14 protein-coding genes, 4 tRNA genes and 2 pseudogenes are annotated in these 16589 nt (G+C 56.8%); 15 read left to right on the top strand and 5 right to left on the bottom strand.

Translation table 11 applies throughout. From position 1 onward, the window contains the following. Nucleotides 1-32 precede the first annotated feature (32 nt). On the top strand, nt 33-542 hold the full coding sequence (locus ACIQV9_RS19955; protein ID WP_403104752.1) for a DUF1993 family protein: 510 nt from the start codon (nt 33-35) through the stop codon (nt 540-542). A 181-nt stretch (nt 543-723) separates the two neighbouring features. Here ACIQV9_RS19955 and sstT read toward each other — a convergent pair whose 3' ends face one another. After that, nucleotides 724-1956: a serine/threonine transporter SstT gene (gene sstT, locus ACIQV9_RS19950; protein ID WP_403104749.1), complete on the bottom strand. Its 1233-nt coding sequence runs from the start codon at nt 1954-1956 to the stop codon at nt 724-726. 279 nt (nt 1957-2235) lie between these two features. Between sstT and ACIQV9_RS19945 the strand changes: the two genes are divergently transcribed. Next, entirely contained in the window at nt 2236-3390 is a 1155-nt protein-coding gene (locus ACIQV9_RS19945) for an MFS transporter (protein WP_403104746.1), read from the top strand. A 3-nt stretch (nt 3391-3393) separates the two neighbouring features. Here the strand turns inward: ACIQV9_RS19945 and nhaR are convergent, their stop codons facing one another. Further along, nucleotides 3394-4293: a transcriptional activator NhaR gene (nhaR, locus tag ACIQV9_RS19940; RefSeq protein ID WP_403104743.1), complete on the bottom strand. Its 900-nt coding sequence runs from the start codon at nt 4291-4293 to the stop codon at nt 3394-3396. A 135-nt stretch (nt 4294-4428) separates the two neighbouring features. Here nhaR and ACIQV9_RS19935 point away from each other — a divergent pair, with 135 nt between their 5' ends. Both ACIQV9_RS19935 and ACIQV9_RS19930 read left to right on the top strand, forming a co-directional pair. Beyond that, complete coding sequence (locus ACIQV9_RS19935; RefSeq protein WP_403104740.1) at nt 4429-4671, top strand: hypothetical protein; 243 nt, start codon at nt 4429-4431, stop codon at nt 4669-4671. 28 nt (nt 4672-4699) lie between these two features. After that, on the top strand, nt 4700-5449 hold the full coding sequence (locus ACIQV9_RS19930) for a TerC family protein (RefSeq protein WP_131061957.1): 750 nt from the start codon (nt 4700-4702) through the stop codon (nt 5447-5449). 77 nt (nt 5450-5526) lie between these two features. Here the strand turns inward: ACIQV9_RS19930 and ACIQV9_RS19925 are convergent, their stop codons facing one another. Further along, a complete protein-coding gene (locus ACIQV9_RS19925) occupies nt 5527-5697 on the bottom strand; it encodes a hypothetical protein (protein WP_403104737.1) in 171 nt (56 codons plus the stop codon). 167 nt (nt 5698-5864) lie between these two features. On the opposite strand from ACIQV9_RS19925, the pseudogene ACIQV9_RS19920 reads away from it, so the two are divergent. The 3 genes and pseudogenes from ACIQV9_RS19920 to ACIQV9_RS19910 all read left to right on the top strand — a co-directional run bounded on the left by ACIQV9_RS19920 (nt 5865) and on the right by ACIQV9_RS19910 (nt 7127). Then, nucleotides 5865-6593, top strand: a pseudogene (locus ACIQV9_RS19920) (peptidase C39 family protein). 94 nt (nt 6594-6687) lie between these two features. After that, nucleotides 6688-6894, top strand: coding sequence for a DUF6021 family protein (locus tag ACIQV9_RS19915; protein ID WP_010458694.1), 207 nt, complete (start codon nt 6688-6690; stop codon nt 6892-6894). Nucleotides 6895-6911: 17 nt separating this feature from the next. Then, nucleotides 6912-7127 carry a hypothetical protein gene (locus ACIQV9_RS19910; RefSeq protein ID WP_403104733.1) on the top strand — a complete coding sequence of 72 codons (216 nt, stop codon included), beginning with the start codon at nt 6912-6914 and terminating at the stop codon, nt 7125-7127. Between the two features lie 54 nt (nt 7128-7181). On the opposite strand, the gene pbpG is transcribed toward ACIQV9_RS19910, so the two are convergent. Continuing rightward, nucleotides 7182-8120 (bottom strand): D-alanyl-D-alanine endopeptidase, encoded by a 939-nt coding sequence (gene pbpG, locus ACIQV9_RS19905; protein WP_403104731.1) that lies wholly within the window; start codon nt 8118-8120, stop codon nt 7182-7184. Nucleotides 8121-8356: 236 nt separating this feature from the next. Beyond that, a complete protein-coding gene (folD, locus tag ACIQV9_RS19900) occupies nt 8357-9211 on the bottom strand; it encodes a bifunctional methylenetetrahydrofolate dehydrogenase/methenyltetrahydrofolate cyclohydrolase FolD (protein WP_403104728.1) in 855 nt (284 codons plus the stop codon). A 275-nt stretch (nt 9212-9486) separates the two neighbouring features. On the opposite strand from folD, the gene ACIQV9_RS19895 reads away from it, so the two are divergent. The 8 genes and pseudogenes from ACIQV9_RS19895 (at nt 9487) to lon (ending at nt 16365) form a co-directional block, all read left to right on the top strand. Then, nucleotides 9487-9563: transfer RNA gene (locus ACIQV9_RS19895), tRNA-Arg, on the top strand. A gap of 32 nt (nt 9564-9595) precedes the next feature. Beyond that, a tRNA-His gene (locus ACIQV9_RS19890) sits at nt 9596-9671 on the top strand. A 57-nt stretch (nt 9672-9728) separates the two neighbouring features. Then, nucleotides 9729-9813: transfer RNA gene (locus tag ACIQV9_RS19885), tRNA-Leu, on the top strand. 78 nt (nt 9814-9891) lie between these two features. Further along, nucleotides 9892-9967: transfer RNA gene (locus ACIQV9_RS19880), tRNA-His, on the top strand. Nucleotides 9968-10370: 403 nt separating this feature from the next. After that, the gene (gene tig, locus ACIQV9_RS19875) at nt 10371-11681 is read left to right on the top strand and encodes a trigger factor (RefSeq protein ID WP_403104726.1); all 1311 of its coding nucleotides are present in this window, start codon (nt 10371-10373) and stop codon (nt 11679-11681) included. A 93-nt stretch (nt 11682-11774) separates the two neighbouring features. Further along, nucleotides 11775-12410, top strand: a complete 636-nt coding sequence (gene clpP / locus ACIQV9_RS19870; protein ID WP_219097672.1) for an ATP-dependent Clp endopeptidase proteolytic subunit ClpP — start codon at nt 11775-11777, stop codon at nt 12408-12410. A gap of 112 nt (nt 12411-12522) precedes the next feature. Beyond that, nucleotides 12523-13806 (top strand): annotated as a pseudogene (clpX, locus tag ACIQV9_RS19865) (ATP-dependent Clp protease ATP-binding subunit ClpX). 162 nt (nt 13807-13968) lie between these two features. After that, nucleotides 13969-16365 carry an endopeptidase La gene (lon, locus tag ACIQV9_RS19860; protein ID WP_007946894.1) on the top strand — a complete coding sequence of 799 codons (2397 nt, stop codon included), beginning with the start codon at nt 13969-13971 and terminating at the stop codon, nt 16363-16365. Nucleotides 16366-16589: the final 224 nt, after the last annotated feature.

The following is a 16589-nucleotide window of genomic DNA, read 5'->3' as shown; positions in this document are numbered from 1 at the left end:
ACGTTTCCCTCCTGTCACCACACGAGACTGTCATGACCATTTCCCTGTACGCCGCTTCCGTTCCTGTTTTCAAACAAATGCTCAACGCTTTGAGCGACGTTCTGAACAAGGCCGAGGCCCACGCCACCGCCAAGAACATCGATCCGAACGCGTTCCTGCAAGCCCGTCTGTACCCGGACATGTTCCCGCTGGTGCGTCAGGTGCAGATCGCCGTTGATTTCGCCAAAGGCGTTTCCTCGCGCCTAGCCGAGATCGAAGTGCCGAAGTACGACGACACCGAAACCACCTTCGCTGAACTGCAAGCCCTGATCGCCAAGGTTCTGGCTTACATCGGCGAGATCAAGCCCGAGCAGATTGACGGCAAGGAAGGCATCGAGATCGTGACGCGTCCAGGCACCCCTAAAGAGAAGCGCTTCAGTGGCCAGGCTTACTTGCTGACCTACGGCCTGCCGCAGTTCTTCTTCCACGTCACCACCACTTACGCACTGCTGCGTCACAACGGTGTGGAAGTGGGCAAGCGCGATTACATGGGCGCGTTCTAAACCGCCCGCGCACAAAAAAGCCCGCCAAGGTGCAAGCCTTGGCGGGCTTTTTGTTTGACTCTACGGATCAGGGGATATCGTGCTCGGCGGCTCACGCCAAACCTGTAGGAGCCAGGCTTGCCTGCGAAGGCGTCATTGAGATCGCCTTCGCCGGCAAGCCTGGCTCCTACAAGGGGCGGTGTTACGCCAGACGTTCTGCTTTCGCTTCTTCACCGAGGCAAGCCGCGGCAGTGAATAGCACGTCAGTGGAGGAGTTCAGCGCAGTCTCCGCAGAATCCTGCAACACACCAATAATGAAACCCACCGCCACCACCTGCATGGCGATTTCACTCGGAATACCAAACAGGCTGCACGCCAGCGGAATCAGCAACAACGAACCGCCGGCCACGCCTGAAGCGCCACACGCGCAGATCGCCGCCACCACACTGAGCAGAATGGCCGTCGGGATATCCACGGCGATGCCCAAGGTATGCACGGCCGCCAGGGTCAGCACGGTGATGGTGATCGCCGCGCCGGCCATGTTGATGGTGGCGCCGAGCGGGATCGACACCGAATAGGTGTCTTCGTGCAGGCCCAGGCGCTTGCTCAATTCCAGATTGACCGGAATATTCGCCGCCGAGCTGCGGGTAAAGAACGCGGTGATGCCACTTTCCCGCAGGCAGGTCAGCACCAGCGGATACGGATTGCGACGCAGTTTCCAGAACACAATCACCGGGTTCATCACCAGCGCCACAAACAGCATGCAGCCCAGCAGCACGGCGAGCAGATGCAGGTAACCGATCAACGCGCCGAAGCCGGAGGTGGCGAGGGTCGACGCGACGAGGCCGAAGATCCCCAGAGGCGCGAAACGAATCACCAGGCGCACGATCAGGGTCACGCCATTGGACAGGTCGCCGAGCACCTCACGAGTCGTGTCGCCGGCATGGCGAATCGCAACGCCCATGCCAATCGCCCAGGCCAGGATGCCGATGAAGTTGGCGTTCATCAGCGCACTGACCGGGTTGTCGACCACGCTGAGCAGCAGACTTTGCAGCACTTCGCTGATGCCGCCCGGCGCGGTTACCGTGACGTCATGGGTGGACAGCACCAGACTGGACGGAAACATCATGCTGGCAACGACGGCGACCACTGCGGCAGCAAACGTACCCAGCAGGTACAAAAACAGAATCGGCCGGATGTGGGTTTCCTGGCCGTGCTTATGGTTGGCGATCGAGGCCATGACCAGCACGAACACCAGAATCGGTGCGACGGCTTTCAGCGCCGCCACGAAGACCTTGCCGATGAACGCCGTGGATTTCGCCACCTCAGGCGCGATCAGCGCCAGGGCAATCCCGGCGATCAGGCCGATGATGATTTGCGAGACCAGGCTCAGGCTTTTCAAGCGTTGCAATAGCGAGGGGGATGGAGCAGTCATAAAACGGCATCTCTGATTATTAGGTGCGGGGGTATCGCGACATCAATGCCAATGACTGGCCGATGAACAGGGTGTACGTATCGCAGGGCGCGGACTTTATCACAGCGTGGTCTTCATCCTTCAGACCTGTGACGATCTGCCGCCCGCGTGATCAACGAGATCGGCAGGTTCGTGCAACCCTGATCGGAAACACTCTGTTAAGATTGCGCATCCTCATTTTCAAGTCATGCCAGTGGGCCTTCGGGCTATCGCTGGTGTCGTTGTTTTCTGGAGTTCTGCATGCTGTTGCCCATCCTTCTGTTGTCGGCCGCCGGTTTTACCGTGCTGACCACGGAGTTCATCATCGTCGGCCTGTTGCCGGCGATTGCCCGAGACCTTGAAGTCAGCATCCCCCAAGCGGGATTGCTGGTGACCCTGTTCGCCTTCACCGTCGCCGCGTTCGGGCCGTTCCTGACCGCGTACTTCGCAAGGTTCGAGCGGCGCAAGCTGTTCATCTCGGTGCTGATCATGTTCGGCCTGGCCAACACACTCGCGGCGTTTGCGCCGAACATCTGGGTGATGGCCATCGCCCGCTTGATCCCTGCGTTGGGGCTGCCGGTGTTCTGGGCGCTGGCCAGTGAAACCGCCGTGGACATCGTCGGGCCGGATTTTGCCGGGCGCGCCATCGCCAAGATCGGGTTCGGCATTGTCTGCGCCACGGTGTTCGGCATTCCGGTCGGCACGCTGATTTCCGACGCGTTCGGCTGGCGCAGTGCCTTTGGCATTCTGGCGGTGATCGCGTTTGCCAAGGCGTTGCTGCTGTTTATCTACCTGCCGAAAACCAACCTGCATCAGCATCAGGTGAGCTTCCGTTCGCAGTTCAAGATCTTGCGCAGCCCGTTGATGCTGGGCCATGTGCTGCTGTCGATCCTGGTGTTCAGCGGCATGTTCACCGCTTACACCTACCTGGCGGACATCCTTGAGCGTCTCGCCGGTTTCAACGGCACGGTGGTCGGCTGGTGCCTGATGGGCTTCGGCGCGGTCGGTCTGATCGGCAACTCGTTGGGCGGCCGTGCGGTGGATCGTCATCCGCTGATGGCTTCGATGATGTTCTGCGCGTTCATGATCGCCGGCATGGTGGCGTTGGTGCCGAACATTCATTCGCCACTGGGTCTGGCGGCGGCGATGGGGATTTGGGGCGTGACTCAGGCGGCGTTGTTCCTGGTCAGTCATGTGCGATTGATGAAAGCCGCGCCCGAAGCGCCGGCCTTTGCTGCGTCGCTGAACATCGCCGGGGCCAATCTCGGGATTGGCCTGGGCGCGATGGTCGGCGGACGCGTGATCGACAGCGTTGGCCTGGGTGGGCTGGGTTTTGCGGCGGCCGCGTTTATCCTGGTTTCGATTCTCCTGGCCATGGCGCTGATGACCATGAAGCCGCGCGAAATCTGCGCCTGACCTTCACAGCTCGGTGAACAGCTCGCGTCGGGCACCTTCGGTAATCGCCACAATGCCGGGGTGCTGGACCTTGCGTTCCACTGAAATGGCGTAGAACGACTCCGTCACGGCGTCGGTCTGGCCAATCAACTCCACGCCGTATTGGCGTTTCACCTCGTCGGCAATCACGCTCGGGCCGATGAAAATCCCACTGCCCGATTGACCGAATGCCTGCATCAAGGCGCTGTCGTCGAACTCGCCGACGATGCGCGGCTGGATCTGCTGCTCGGCAAACCAGCGCTGCAAGCGACTGCGCACCACGGTTTCCGGCCCGGGAATCAGCAGCGGTGCGCCGTGCAGGCTGCGGGGGAAATCCTGACCGTACTGCGCTGCCAGTTCAGCGGTGGCGAAAAAGCTGATCCCGCATTCCCCGAGTTTCTGGCTGTAGCCCTTGATGTCCAGGTGCGAGGGCATCGGGCTGTCGGAAATCACCAGGTCCAGCCGCTGGATCGCCAGGTCGGCGAGCAACCGTTCGAGTTTGTCTTCGCGACAGGTGATGCGCAGCGGTTCGCTCAGTTCCATGGTCGGCGCGATCAGGCGATAGACGATGGATTTGGGCACCACATCCGCCACGCCCACCCGGAACAGGATCTGCTGTTCGTTGGGTTGCGCCCGCAGCATCAATTCCAGTTCGCCGCCCAGCTGAAACATCTGCTCGGCGAAGGGCAGGGTCTGACGGCCGGCCTCCGTCAGCTCAAGTTGCCGCCCGACCCGTCGAAACAGTTCGATGCCATAGGTTTGTTCGAGCAGGGAAATCTGCCCGCTGATGGTCTGGGGCGTCAGGTTCAGTTGCTCGCAAGCACGCACGATGCTGCCGGTCTTGGCCACCACCCAGAAGTAATGCAATTGCCGATAGTTGAGCATGACGGCCTACAGTTCGTAAAAACCGAAGTATAACCGCTAAAAATACGAATTTTCCTGAAGTGTTTGCCTCCCTAGAATGCCTCGCTATCAACGGGCCATCGTTTCGGCCCGTTTTGTTCTATCGAGGAAAGCATCATGAAGCTTAAGACCACGGCACTGTTGATTGCGTCTTTACTGGTATTGGCCGGTTGCGACCAGGCCGAGAAAAGCGCTCAGCAATTGATGGGCAAGGCTGCCGAAAGCGCCAAACAGGCGATCGACGACACCCATAAAGCCGCCGAACAAGCGATCAGTGATGCCACCGGCGGCCTGATCAGCAAGAAAGAATCATCGGGCGAAGACAAGCAGAAAACCGAATCTTCGTCCCAGGAAATCTAAACCGTCTACAACGAGTCAGGACTGACCCATGGAATACCTTTTAGAACTTGCTGCAAGCCCCACCGCCTGGGTCGCCCTGGCCACTTTGATCGTGATGGAAATCGTGCTCGGCATCGATAATCTGATCTTCATCTCGATCCTGACCAATAAGCTGCCCGAGCAGCATCGGCAGAAAGCACGCCGTATCGGTATCGGCATGGCGCTGATTCTGCGACTGGGCCTGCTGAGCACCATCGCGTTCATCGTCCAGCTGACCGAGCCGGTGATCGATATTCTCGGCCACGCGTTCTCCTGGAAAGACATGATCCTGATCGCCGGTGGCCTGTTCCTGTTGTGGAAGGCGACCACCGAGATCCATCACAGCATGGACCCGGCACCGGATGATCCGAAGTCGGCGACCTCGACCGTAACCCTGGGCTTTGCTGCCGCGATCGGTCAGATCCTGATGCTGGACATGGTGTTTTCCATCGACAGCATCATTACCGCCGTGGGCATGACCGAGCATTTGCCGATCATGATCATCGCTGTGGTGGTGTCGGTGCTGGTGATGTTGTTGGCGGCTGATCCTCTGGCCAAATTCATCAACGACAACCCGACGGTGGTGATGCTGGCGCTGGGCTTCCTGATCATGATCGGCATGACGCTGATCGCGGAAGGTTTCGGTGCTCACGTGCCTAAGGGCTACGTCTATGCGGCCATGGCCTTCTCGGCGACCATCGAAGGCTTGAACATGATGTCGCGTCGGGCCAAGCAGAAGAAAATCGCGGCTGAAGCTTAACCCGCGAAAAACGAAACGGCCGCCTGCGCTCGAAAGAGCCCAGGCGGCCGTTTTTTTTGTTTGCGAATCCGAAACGATCAGTGCGCGGGCGCGTGACGTACCGGTGGTTTATCGGTCTTGGCCAAAGGCGCCGATTGAACGGGGTGGTGATGGTGCCGACGGGTAATCCGCAAAACGCCCCACAACATGGCGGCGGCCACGGCCAGCCAGCCGGAAATCAGCATCACGATTGTCATTGTCAGGCTCATCAGTGCCTCCTCTTTGCCCTGCCTCGGGCACACACTCTCTGCAAATGACAGTCTAGTCGCTGCTGTGTTTCAGGCTATTGATCAAAGGTCGGCTGTCATCAACCAGTTCGCTCTATCGAATGCACGCAACTGCTGGGTAAGGCTATACCGGCGCCGCGTGGCGTCCTATGATCGACGGCCAAGCCGGGAGTGTGTTGCCTGGCGTCTGAATCAAGAGAGTGATGATCGTGCGGGTATTTTCTCGAATTCGAACGGCGGCGCTGATTGTCGGCTGCGTTGCAGGTTTGGCAGGATGCGCGGGGAGTGTGGCGCCGGAGATCAAGCGGCTGCCGGAACGTGTCGAACTCAGCGGCACGTTCTACCGTGGCCAGGACTATCAGAGCGGACCACAGGTACTGGCCAGCATGCTGGCACAGCAGGGCGTCGTGATTACGCCCGGGCTGCTCGAAAAACCCTTGCACTTGCCGGGCGCCGAGGCCCGGTTGCAGCAGAACATGCAAAACCTTGCTCGTGAGTACGGGATGGTGGTTTATCCCCTCGACAGCAATTTGCCGGCGCTGTTGACCCAGGTTGCGGCCGGCTATCCGGTGATGATGCGCTTCACCGAAGGCTCGGCGCTCTGGGCGGAGCCGCGTTACGCCATTCTCGCCGGTTACAATCGCCAGAAGCAGACGGTGTTGCTGCGTGCCGGCATGAACCGCCGGTATTTGATGAGCTTCAGTTCTTTTGAGTCCTCTTTCAAGGACGCTGGCGGCTGGGCGGTACTCGTCCAGAAGCCCGATCAGATACCTGCCAACGTCGATCAGCAACGCTGGCTGAAGGCGGCGAGCGATCTTGGCCAGGCCGGTCAGGAACAGGCCGCTGCACGTGCGAAGAAGGCGCTGACCGCACAATAAATTTCCGTTCGTCATGTGCGCGGCACCGCCGGGCACGCCTGGTCTCTAAAGGACAAGGCCCGGTTTCTCCGGCCCAGATCCCAGGAGGCGTCCCATGGCACATTCCAATACCCCCGACGGCCCGCATTCATCCGAGCATTCTTCGGGCGACGAGTTGGGGTTCGACCCCGATTCACCGGACCTCGCCGACCCTCAGGTCGATCCCATCGGGCCTGCCAAGGCGCCCAGGGATGTAAAGCCCGGCGACAATCCCAAGGCTCCGGCGAAGCCTTACGACCCACTTGCTGATCTGAAACCCTAACCCCTGGTGAGGTGCGTATGTCTACTGATTCGAGTTTCAACGACAAACGTCCGGACAGTGTTCCCACAACGCCCGAAGAGGGCATTGATCCGGTGATGGATCCGAACGACCCGTTAAGGGATCCTTTGGCGCGTCCGATGGTGGTGCCGACGGAGCATCCCCATGGCATGAAAGATCCAAGCGCCGGGGATGGCATTCCGGATGACGATCAGATGCCGTTGCCCAACGATTAACGCCAGACGGAAAAAAGCCCCGAATGATCGGGGCTTCGTTTTTTTGTTTCTGACTTACTTTGAAGCTTCAACCACACCGCTCTGACGGTGCTTGAGGTTCTTGTCCGACTTGTACTGCAAGGCCACTGAAGGCACGTCTGCGCCTTTGCCGGTTTCCACCCAGCTGCGGATGCGGGCGGCATCGGCAAAATGCGTGTACTTGCCGAAGGCATCGAGGATCACCAGCGCCACCTGGCGATTGCCCATGCTGGTCACCAACACCAGGCAGTGACCGGCTTCATTGGTGAACCCGGTCTTGGTCAGCTTGATGTCCCAGTTTGGCTTGCGGACCAAATGGTCGGTGTTACGGAAACCCAGGCTGTAGTTGGGCTTGCGGAACGTGACGGTTTTTTCCTTGGTGGTACTCAACTCGGTCAATAACGGGTACTTGTGCGCGGCGATCAGCAATTTGCTCAGGTCGCGGGCAGTAGAGACGTTACGAGGGGAGAGGCCCGTCGGCTCGACGAAGTGCGTGCTGGTCATTCCCAGCGCCTTGGCCTTGGCGTTCATCGCGGCAATGAATGCGACGTAGCCACCCGGATAGTGATGGGCCAGGCTCGCCGCTGCACGGTTTTCCGAGGACATCAGGGCGATCAGCAGCATTTCCCTGCGCGGCAATTCGCTTTTGAGTTTGACTCGGGAAAACACGCCTTTCATTTCTGGCGTGTCGCTGATGTTGATATTGATGTACTCGTCCATGTTCTGCCTGGCTTCAACCACGATCAGGCCAGTCATCAATTTGCTGACGGAGGCGATAGGGACAACCACATCGGGATTGCTGGCATAGATGACTTTGTTGGTCTGCATATCCAGCAACAAAGAGCTGCCGGAAGCGAGCTTGAGTTGTTTCGTGTCTCGGGGTGCCGCGGTGGTCTCCGCGGCGCTGGTGATTGGCGTGATGAACGTCCCTGTAATTGCGAAAAATAGGCTCAGGATGGAAAGACGGATTTTCACGCTGGCAGACTCATAAGGTGTTGATAGGCCGTTATGTAACGGGCCATTTCGTAAAAGCGCGACATTCTGGAGTATGGCTGAATAACTGTCGATGGTTGTTCAAGGAGGACGTGAAAGTCCTTGGGAACGTGAAAAAAAAGTCATTTTCCGGCGGATGGTCGATCTTTCACTTCAGGCAAAAAGAACCCCGCCATTGGCGGGGTTCTTTTGTTCATCGCTTACTTCGCAGCGAGCGATCAGCTGTGCAGTGTTTCTGCCGCGTACAGCGTGTTTTCCAGCAGGCAGGCACGCGTCATCGGGCCGACACCACCCGGTACCGGCGTGATCCAGCCAGCGCGGGGCAGGGCGGTTTCGTAGATCACGTCGCCGACCAGTTTGCCGTCTTCCTGGCGATTGATACCAACGTCGATCACGATCGCGCCTTCCTTGATCCACTCACCTTTGACCAGGCCCGGCTTGCCGGCGGCGACGACGACCAGATCGGCACGGCCGACGTGGCCGGCCAGATCCTTGGTGAAGCGGTGGGTGACGGTCACGGTGCAGCCGGCGAGCAGCAATTCCATCGCCATCGGACGGCCAACAATGTTGGAGGCTCCGACAACCACGGCGTCCATCCCGTAAAGGTCAGCACCGGTGCTTTCCAGCAGGGTCATGATGCCTTTGGGGGTGCATGGGCGCAGCAACGGGATGCGCTGGGCCAGGCGGCCGACGTTGTAAGGGTGGAAACCGTCGACGTCTTTATCTGGACGAATGCGCTCCAGCAACTTGGAGGCATCCAGGTGTTCAGGTAAAGGAAGCTGAAGCAGGACGCCGTCAATTGCCGGGTCGTCGTTCAGGCGATCGATCAGATCGGTCAGTGCTTCTTGAGTGGTTTCGGAAGGCAGGTCGTAGGCTTGGGAAATGAAGCCGACCTCTTCACAGTCTTTACGCTTGTGCGAGACATAAACCTGAGAGGCAGGATCGCTGCCGACCAGGATCACCGCGAGGCCCGGTGTGCGCAGGCCTTGCTCGCGACGCTCGGTGACTCGTTTGGCGATCTGCTGGCGCAGGCTGGCGGCGATCGATTTGCCGTCGATTAGTTGTGCAGTCATTGCGCGTGATTAACCATCGAGAGGGGAAAAAAAGAGAACGCATTCTCGCATGTCATGAGGTGAGGGCAAAGGCGCTTGGTCTGCAAATTCGTCTAAGCCCTTTAATTAAATGAATTTTTTATAAAAAGGATTTGACGGCCTTCGGGGCGCTCTATACTATTCGTCGCACTTGTCGGGCACAGCCTAGCACTGGATGAGAAGGTCAAGCGGAATTCAGGTTCTGCGAGACTGGAAAGCTCTTAGTTTGTAGTCCTCCAAGAGTACAGATTAATAAGGCGCCCGTAGCTCAGCTGGATAGAGCATCCGCCTTCTAAGCGGATGGTCGCAGGTTCGAGTCCTGCCGGGTGCGCCATTAGGCAGCTTTGGCACAAGTAGCGCAATATGGTGGGCGTAGCTCAGTTGGTAGAGCACGGGATTGTGACTCCCGTTGTCGAGGGTTCGATCCCCTTCGTCCACCCCATATTTCGAAAGGCGCCAGATTAACAGTCTGGCGCCTTTGCTTTAACAGCTTCAAACCGCGGATGTGGTGGAATTGGTAGACACACTGGATTTAGGTTCCAGCGCCGCAAGGTGTAAGAGTTCGAGTCTCTTCATCCGCACCAAATAAAGCTTCACACAAGCCAGTTGGCTTGGTTGGGGCGCAGCAAAGGAGTTGTTTGGCTTCTTTGCAAGGCAATATGGTGGGCGTAGCTCAGTTGGTAGAGCACGGGATTGTGACTCCCGTTGTCGAGGGTTCGATCCCCTTCGTCCACCCCATATTTCGAGAGGCGCCAGATTTAACAGTCTGGCGCCTTTTTTGTTTTAGCGGTTCGAGTGTCAAGCGGCTGCATGTCCTGGGTCGCAGGGGTGGGGTGTTTCGTCGTATTTATGTTTCTCGATGATGCCGTGCCGCCCGCCGGCCTTGCTCGCAAGATCGGCTGTCAGGGAGATGATTGGCAACTTCTTCTATATATAGAAGGATTGGTGCAGAGCCCTGGCGTGACTGGCTGTATTTGCTAACTGGGCGAGGCACAACCGTTTGTCCCTCTCCTATAAATTGCCTGCTGCTTTTTTACCCGTTTTCAGTAGGGTGACTTCTTGAGTTTGACCCACTAGAATGCATGCCCTTGATTCTGGGGTCGGAAACGGCCGGCTAACGTCTGTGCAACGAGGAATATCCATGCAAGTTTCTGTTGAAAATACTTCTGCTCTTGAGCGCCGCATGAGCATCACCGTGCCGGCTGAGCGCATCGAGACTCAGGTCAACAAGCGTCTGCAGCAGACTGCCCAAAAGGCCAAGATTGCTGGCTTCCGTCCAGGCAAAGTGCCAATGAGCGAAATCAAGCGCCGTTTCGGCGCTGATGCGCGTCAGGAAGCCGTAGGCGATGTGATCCAGTCTTCCTTCTACGAAGCTGTTGTCGAGCAGAAGCTGAACCCGGCTGGTGCTCCTTCGATCGAGCCTAAATCGATGGAAGCTGGCAAGGATCTCGAATACGTCGCCATCTTCGAAGTGTTCCCTGAGTTCACCGTTGCTGGCTTCGAAGGTATCACCGTAGAGCGCCTGAGCGCTGACGTGGCTGACGCCGATCTGGACAAGATGCTGGACGTGCTGCGCAAGCAGAACACCCGTTTCGAAGTGGCCGATCGCGCTGCTCAAAACGAAGACCAACTGAACATCGATTTCGTTGGCAAGGTCGACGGTGAAGTGTTCGCTGGCGGCTCTGCCAAAGGTACTCAGCTGGTTCTGGGTTCCGGCCGCATGATCCCTGGTTTCGAAGACGGTCTGGTTGGCGCTAAAGCCGGCGAAGAGCGCGTTCTGAACCTGACCTTCCCAGAGGACTATCAGAACCTCGACCTGGCGGGCAAAACCGCTGAGTTCACCGTGACCGTGAACACTGTTTCCGAGCCAAAACTGCCAGAGCTGAACGAAGAATTCTTCGCTCAATTCGGCATCAAGGAAACTGGCCTGGAAGGCTTCCGCACCGAAGTTCGCAAGAACATGGAGCGTGAGCTGCGTCAGGCAATCAAATCCAAGGTCAAGAACCAGGTAATGGACGGTCTGCTGGCCACCAACCCGATCGAAGTGCCTAAGGCGCTGCTGTCCAACGAAGTTGACCGTCTGCGCGTGCAGGCTGTTCAGCAGTTCGGCGGCAACATCAAGCCTGACCAACTGCCGGCCGAACTGTTCGAAGAACAAGCCAAGCGCCGCGTTGTGCTGGGTCTGATCGTGGCTGAAGTGGTCAAGCAATTCGACCTCAAGCCTGACGAAGCCCGCGTTCGTGAAATGATTCAGGAAATGGCTTCGGCCTACCAAGAGCCTGAGCAGGTTGTGTCCTGGTACTACAAGAACGACCAGCAACTGAACGAAGTCCGTTCGGTTGTGCTGGAAGAACAAGTTGTGGATACTGTTCTGCAGAAAGCTAGCGTGACCGACAAATCGGTCTCTTACGAAGAAGCAGTCAAGCCGGTAGAAGCTCCACAAGCCGACTGATCGTTTTTGCGGTAAGAAGCACACACCATAAGCCAGCCTTCGTGCTGGCTTATGCGTATTCAAGACATAACTATTTGGGAGTGACTGCAGAGCATGTTCCGTAATTCGTATATTCAGCAGAACTCTGATATCCAGGCCGCTGGCGGCCTGGTCCCGATGGTTGTCGAGCAGTCTGCTCGTGGCGAGCGCGCCTATGACATCTACTCGCGCCTTCTCAAGGAGCGAGTGATTTTTCTGGTTGGCCCGGTAGAGGACTACATGGCCAACCTGATTTGTGCGCAACTGCTGTTCCTTGAAGCGGAAAACCCGGACAAGGACATCCATCTCTATATCAACTCCCCGGGCGGTTCGGTGACAGCGGGCATGTCGATCTATGACACCATGCAGTTCATCAAGCCAAACGTGTCGACCACCTGTATCGGTCAAGCGTGCAGCATGGGTGCGTTTCTACTGACGGCCGGTGCCCCCGGCAAGCGTTACTGCCTGCCGAACTCGCGTGTGATGATTCACCAGCCACTGGGCGGTTTCCAGGGCCAGGCTTCGGATATCGAAATCCATGCCAAGGAAATCCTCTTCATTCGTGAGCGTCTCAACACGCTGATGGCCAAGCATAGCGGGCACACTCTTGAAGAAATTGAACGCGATACCAACCGCGATAATTTCATGAGTGCAGAAGCAGCGCGTGAATACGGGTTGATCGATGAAGTGATCAACCAGCGCCCCGCTTAAAATAAGCAGCTCAAAATAGGGTTGGTCGGCGCGTCCGATCACTAGCGGGCTTGAAAAAGCCCGCAATAGCCTTCATCTTGTGTTGCAAGCCTATCGGATTTGGATCGAACGAATGACTGACACCCGCAACGGCGAGGACAACGGCAAGCTGCTCTATTGATCCTTCTGTGGCAAAAGCCAGCATGAAGTGCGCAAAAAGATTGAAGGCCCCTCGGTCTTTATCTGCGACGAGTGCGTCGACCTGTGCAATGACATCATCCGTGAGGAGGTGCAGGAAGCCCAGGCCGAAAGCAGCGCGCATAAATTGCCTTCGCCTAAAGAAATCAGCGGCATCCTTGATCAGTATGTGATTGGTCAGGAGCGTGCGAAAAAGGTTCTGGCCGTAGCGGTGTACAACCACTACAAGCGCCTGAACCAGCGTGACAAAAAGAATGACGATGTCGAACTCGGCAAGAGCAACATCTTGCTGATCGGCCCGACAGGCTCGGGTAAAACCCTGCTTGCCGAAACACTGGCCCGCTTGCTGAACGTTCCGTTCACCATCGCCGACGCAACCACCCTCACCGAGGCGGGTTACGTAGGTGAAGATGTCGAGAACATCATTCAGAAGCTGCTGCAGAAGTGCGATTACGATGTAGAAAAAGCCCAGATGGGCATTGTCTATATCGATGAGATCGACAAGATCTCGCGCAAGTCTGACAACCCGTCGATCACCCGGGACGTTTCCGGTGAAGGCGTGCAGCAGGCCCTGCTCAAGTTGATCGAAGGCACGGTCGCTTCCGTTCCGCCGCAAGGTGGTCGCAAGCATCCGCAGCAGGAATTCCTTCAAGTTGACACCCGTAACATCCTGTTCATCTGCGGTGGTGCGTTCTCCGGTCTGGAAAAGGTTATTCAAAACCGTTCCACCAAGGGCGGCATTGGTTTCAACGCGGAGGTGCGCAGCAAGGAAGAAGGCAAGAAAGTCGGTGAATCCCTGCGTGAAGTCGAGCCTGACGATCTGGTCAAGTTCGGTCTGATCCCGGAGTTCGTCGGTCGTCTGCCGGTCCTTGCCACGCTGGACGAGCTTGATGAAGCTGCATTGATGCAGATTCTCACCGAGCCGAAAAATGCTCTGACCAAGCAGTATGCCAAGCTGTTCGAGATGGAAGGTGTGGACCTGGAATTCCGGGCCGACGCGCTGAAATCGGTCGCCAAACGTGCCCTGGAACGCAAGACCGGTGCCCGTGGACTGCGTTCGATTCTCGAAGGCGTATTACTGGACACTATGTATGAAATCCCCTCGCAGTCCGAGGTGAGTAAAGTAGTGATCGACGAAAGCGTTATAGAAGGCAAGTCCAAGCCACTGTATATCTACGAAAACAGTGAGCCGGCTGCCAAGGCTGCGCCAGACGCTTAAGCGTCGGGCAGCTGGAATAAAGAAGGGGCCTTCGGGCCCCTTTTCTTTTAATGCGTTTTTAACACCCTCTTTGCGCTTGTTTTTTTTCAAAGCAGCCCCCATCTTGGTTTCAAGCTTACTTCCATCTGTTTACGGCCATATGGCCGCCGTAGAGGCGAAATCATGAAGACAACCATCGAATTGCCTCTCCTGCCATTGCGTGATGTTGTGGTTTATCCGCACATGGTTATCCCGCTGTTCGTGGGGCGCGAGAAATCCATCGAAGCCCTCGAGGCTGCGATGACGGGCGACAAGCAGATCCTTCTGCTGGCTCAGAGAAACCCTGCTGACGACGATCCCGGTGAAGATGCACTTTATCGCGTAGGTACAATTGCGACCGTTCTGCAGCTGCTCAAGCTGCCTGATGGCACGGTCAAGGTTTTGGTCGAAGGCGAGCAGCGGGGCGCCGTGGAGCGCTTCAGCGAAGTGGACGGCCACTGCCGTGCCGAAGTCTCACTGATCGACGAAGTCGACGCGCCTGAGCGCGAGTCGGAAGTGTTTGTCCGCAGCCTGCTGGCTCAGTTCGAACAATATGTGCAGCTGGGCAAGAAAGTCCCGGCTGAAGTCCTCTCGTCGCTCAACAGCATCGACGAACCAGGTCGCCTGGTCGACACCATGGCCGCTCACATGGCCCTGAAGATCGAGCAGAAGCAGGAAATCCTCGAAATCATCGATTTGTCGGCCCGGGTCGAGCACGTTCTGGCGTTGCTGGATGCCGAGATCGATCTGCTGCAAGTCGAAAAACGCATTCGCGGCCGCGTCAAGAAACAAATGGAGCGCAGCCAGCGCGAGTACTACCTGAATGAGCAGATGAAGGCCATTCAGAAAGAGCTCGGTGACAGCGACGAAGGCCACAACGAAATCGAAGAGCTGAAAAAGCGCATCGATGCCGCCGGCCTGCCGAAAGATGCCTTGGCCAAGGCCCAGGGTGAGCTGAACAAGCTGAAACAAATGTCGCCAATGTCCGCGGAAGCGACTGTGGTGCGTTCGTACATCGACTGGCTGGTTCAGGTGCCGTGGAAGGCCCAGAGCAAAGTGCGTCTGGACCTAGCCCGCGCAGAAGATATTCTCGATGCAGACCACTACGGTCTGGAAGAAGTCAAAGAGCGGATCCTCGAATACCTCGCCGTGCAAAAGCGCGTGAAGAAAATTCGCGGTCCGGTGTTGTGCCTGGTTGGTCCTCCAGGGGTGGGTAAAACCTCTCTGGCAGAGTCGATAGCTCACGCCACCAACCGCAAATTCGTCCGTATGGCCCTCGGTGGCGTGCGTGATGAAGCGGAAATTCGTGGTCATCGCCGGACATATATCGGTTCGATGCCAGGAAGATTGATTCAAAAAATGACAAAAGTGGGCGTCCGCAACCCGCTGTTCCTGCTCGACGAAATCGACAAAATGGGCAGCGACATGCGTGGCGATCCGGCGTCGGCGTTGCTGGAAGTGCTCGATCCCGAGCAGAACCACAACTTCAACGATCACTATCTGGAAGTCGACTACGACCTGTCCGATGTGATGTTCCTTTGCACCTCGAACTCCATGAACATTCCGCCGGCGCTGCTCGACCGGATGGAAGTGATTCGTCTGCCGGGCTACACCGAAGACGAGAAGATCAACATCGCCGTCAAATACCTTTCGCCCAAGCAGATTACGGCCAACGGCTTGAAGAAAGGCGAGCTGGAATTCGACGCCGAAGCGATCCGCGACATTATCCGCTACTACACTCGCGAAGCCGGTGTACGTGGGCTGGAGCGCCAGATTGCCAAGGTTTGCCGCAAGGCGGTCAAAGAGCATGCAATGGAAAAACGCTTCTCGGTGAAGGTCACTGCCGAGATGCTGGAACACTTCCTCGGTGTGCGCAAATTCCGCTACGGTCTGGCAGAGTCGCAGGATCAGATCGGTCAGGTGACCGGATTGGCATGGACTCAGGTGGGTGGCGAATTACTGACCATTGAAGCCGCTGTCGTGCCGGGTAAAGGTCAGTTGATCAAGACCGGTTCTTTGGGCGATGTGATGGTCGAATCGATCACCGCCGCGCTGACCGTTGTCCGCAGCCGCGCGAAGAGCCTGGGGATCCCCCTGGACTTCCACGAGAAGCGTGACACGCACATCCACATGCCGGAAGGGGCAACCCCGAAAGACGGCCCTAGCGCCGGTGTAGGCATGTGCACGGCCCTGGTGTCGGCATTGACCGGGATCCCGGTACGTGCGGACGTCGCCATGACAGGCGAAATCACCCTGCGTGGTCAAGTGCTGGCGATCGGCGGTCTGAAGGAAAAACTGCTGGCTGCACACCGTGGCGGGATCAAGACCGTGATCATTCCTGAAGAGAACGTACGCGATCTGAAGGAAATTCCTGACAATATCAAGCAAGATCTGCAGATTAAACCGGTTAAATGGATTGACGAGGTCCTGCAAATTGCGCTGCAATACGCGCCGGAACCGCTGCCTGATGTGGTTCCAGAGATAGTTGCAAAGGATGAAAAACGCGAGTCTGACTCTAAGGAAAGAATTAGCACGCATTAGTACGCATTTGCCTGGGTGGCTTGTTGACAGCTTTTTAGAGCCCTTGTTATAAAGCGGCTCTTAAGTGTCTGTAGGCCATTCAGAAATAGTTTTTGATTTTAGTTTATTTATTTTTTTTATTTTATATTTTATTTAAAATTAATAAAAAATTTTTTTTTTATTTTTTTTTATTTTAATTTTTATTTTTTCCTTTAAAGGTTTTTAATATCGTTTGTAGTTTTATT

Origin of the sequence: Pseudomonas sp. NPDC099000 (genome assembly GCF_044759925.1) — a bacterium.
Taxonomy (GTDB): Bacteria; Pseudomonadota; Gammaproteobacteria; order Pseudomonadales; family Pseudomonadaceae; genus Aquipseudomonas.
Note: the sequence above shows the minus strand (reverse complement) of the source record. Positions and strands in the feature narration are given on the sequence as shown.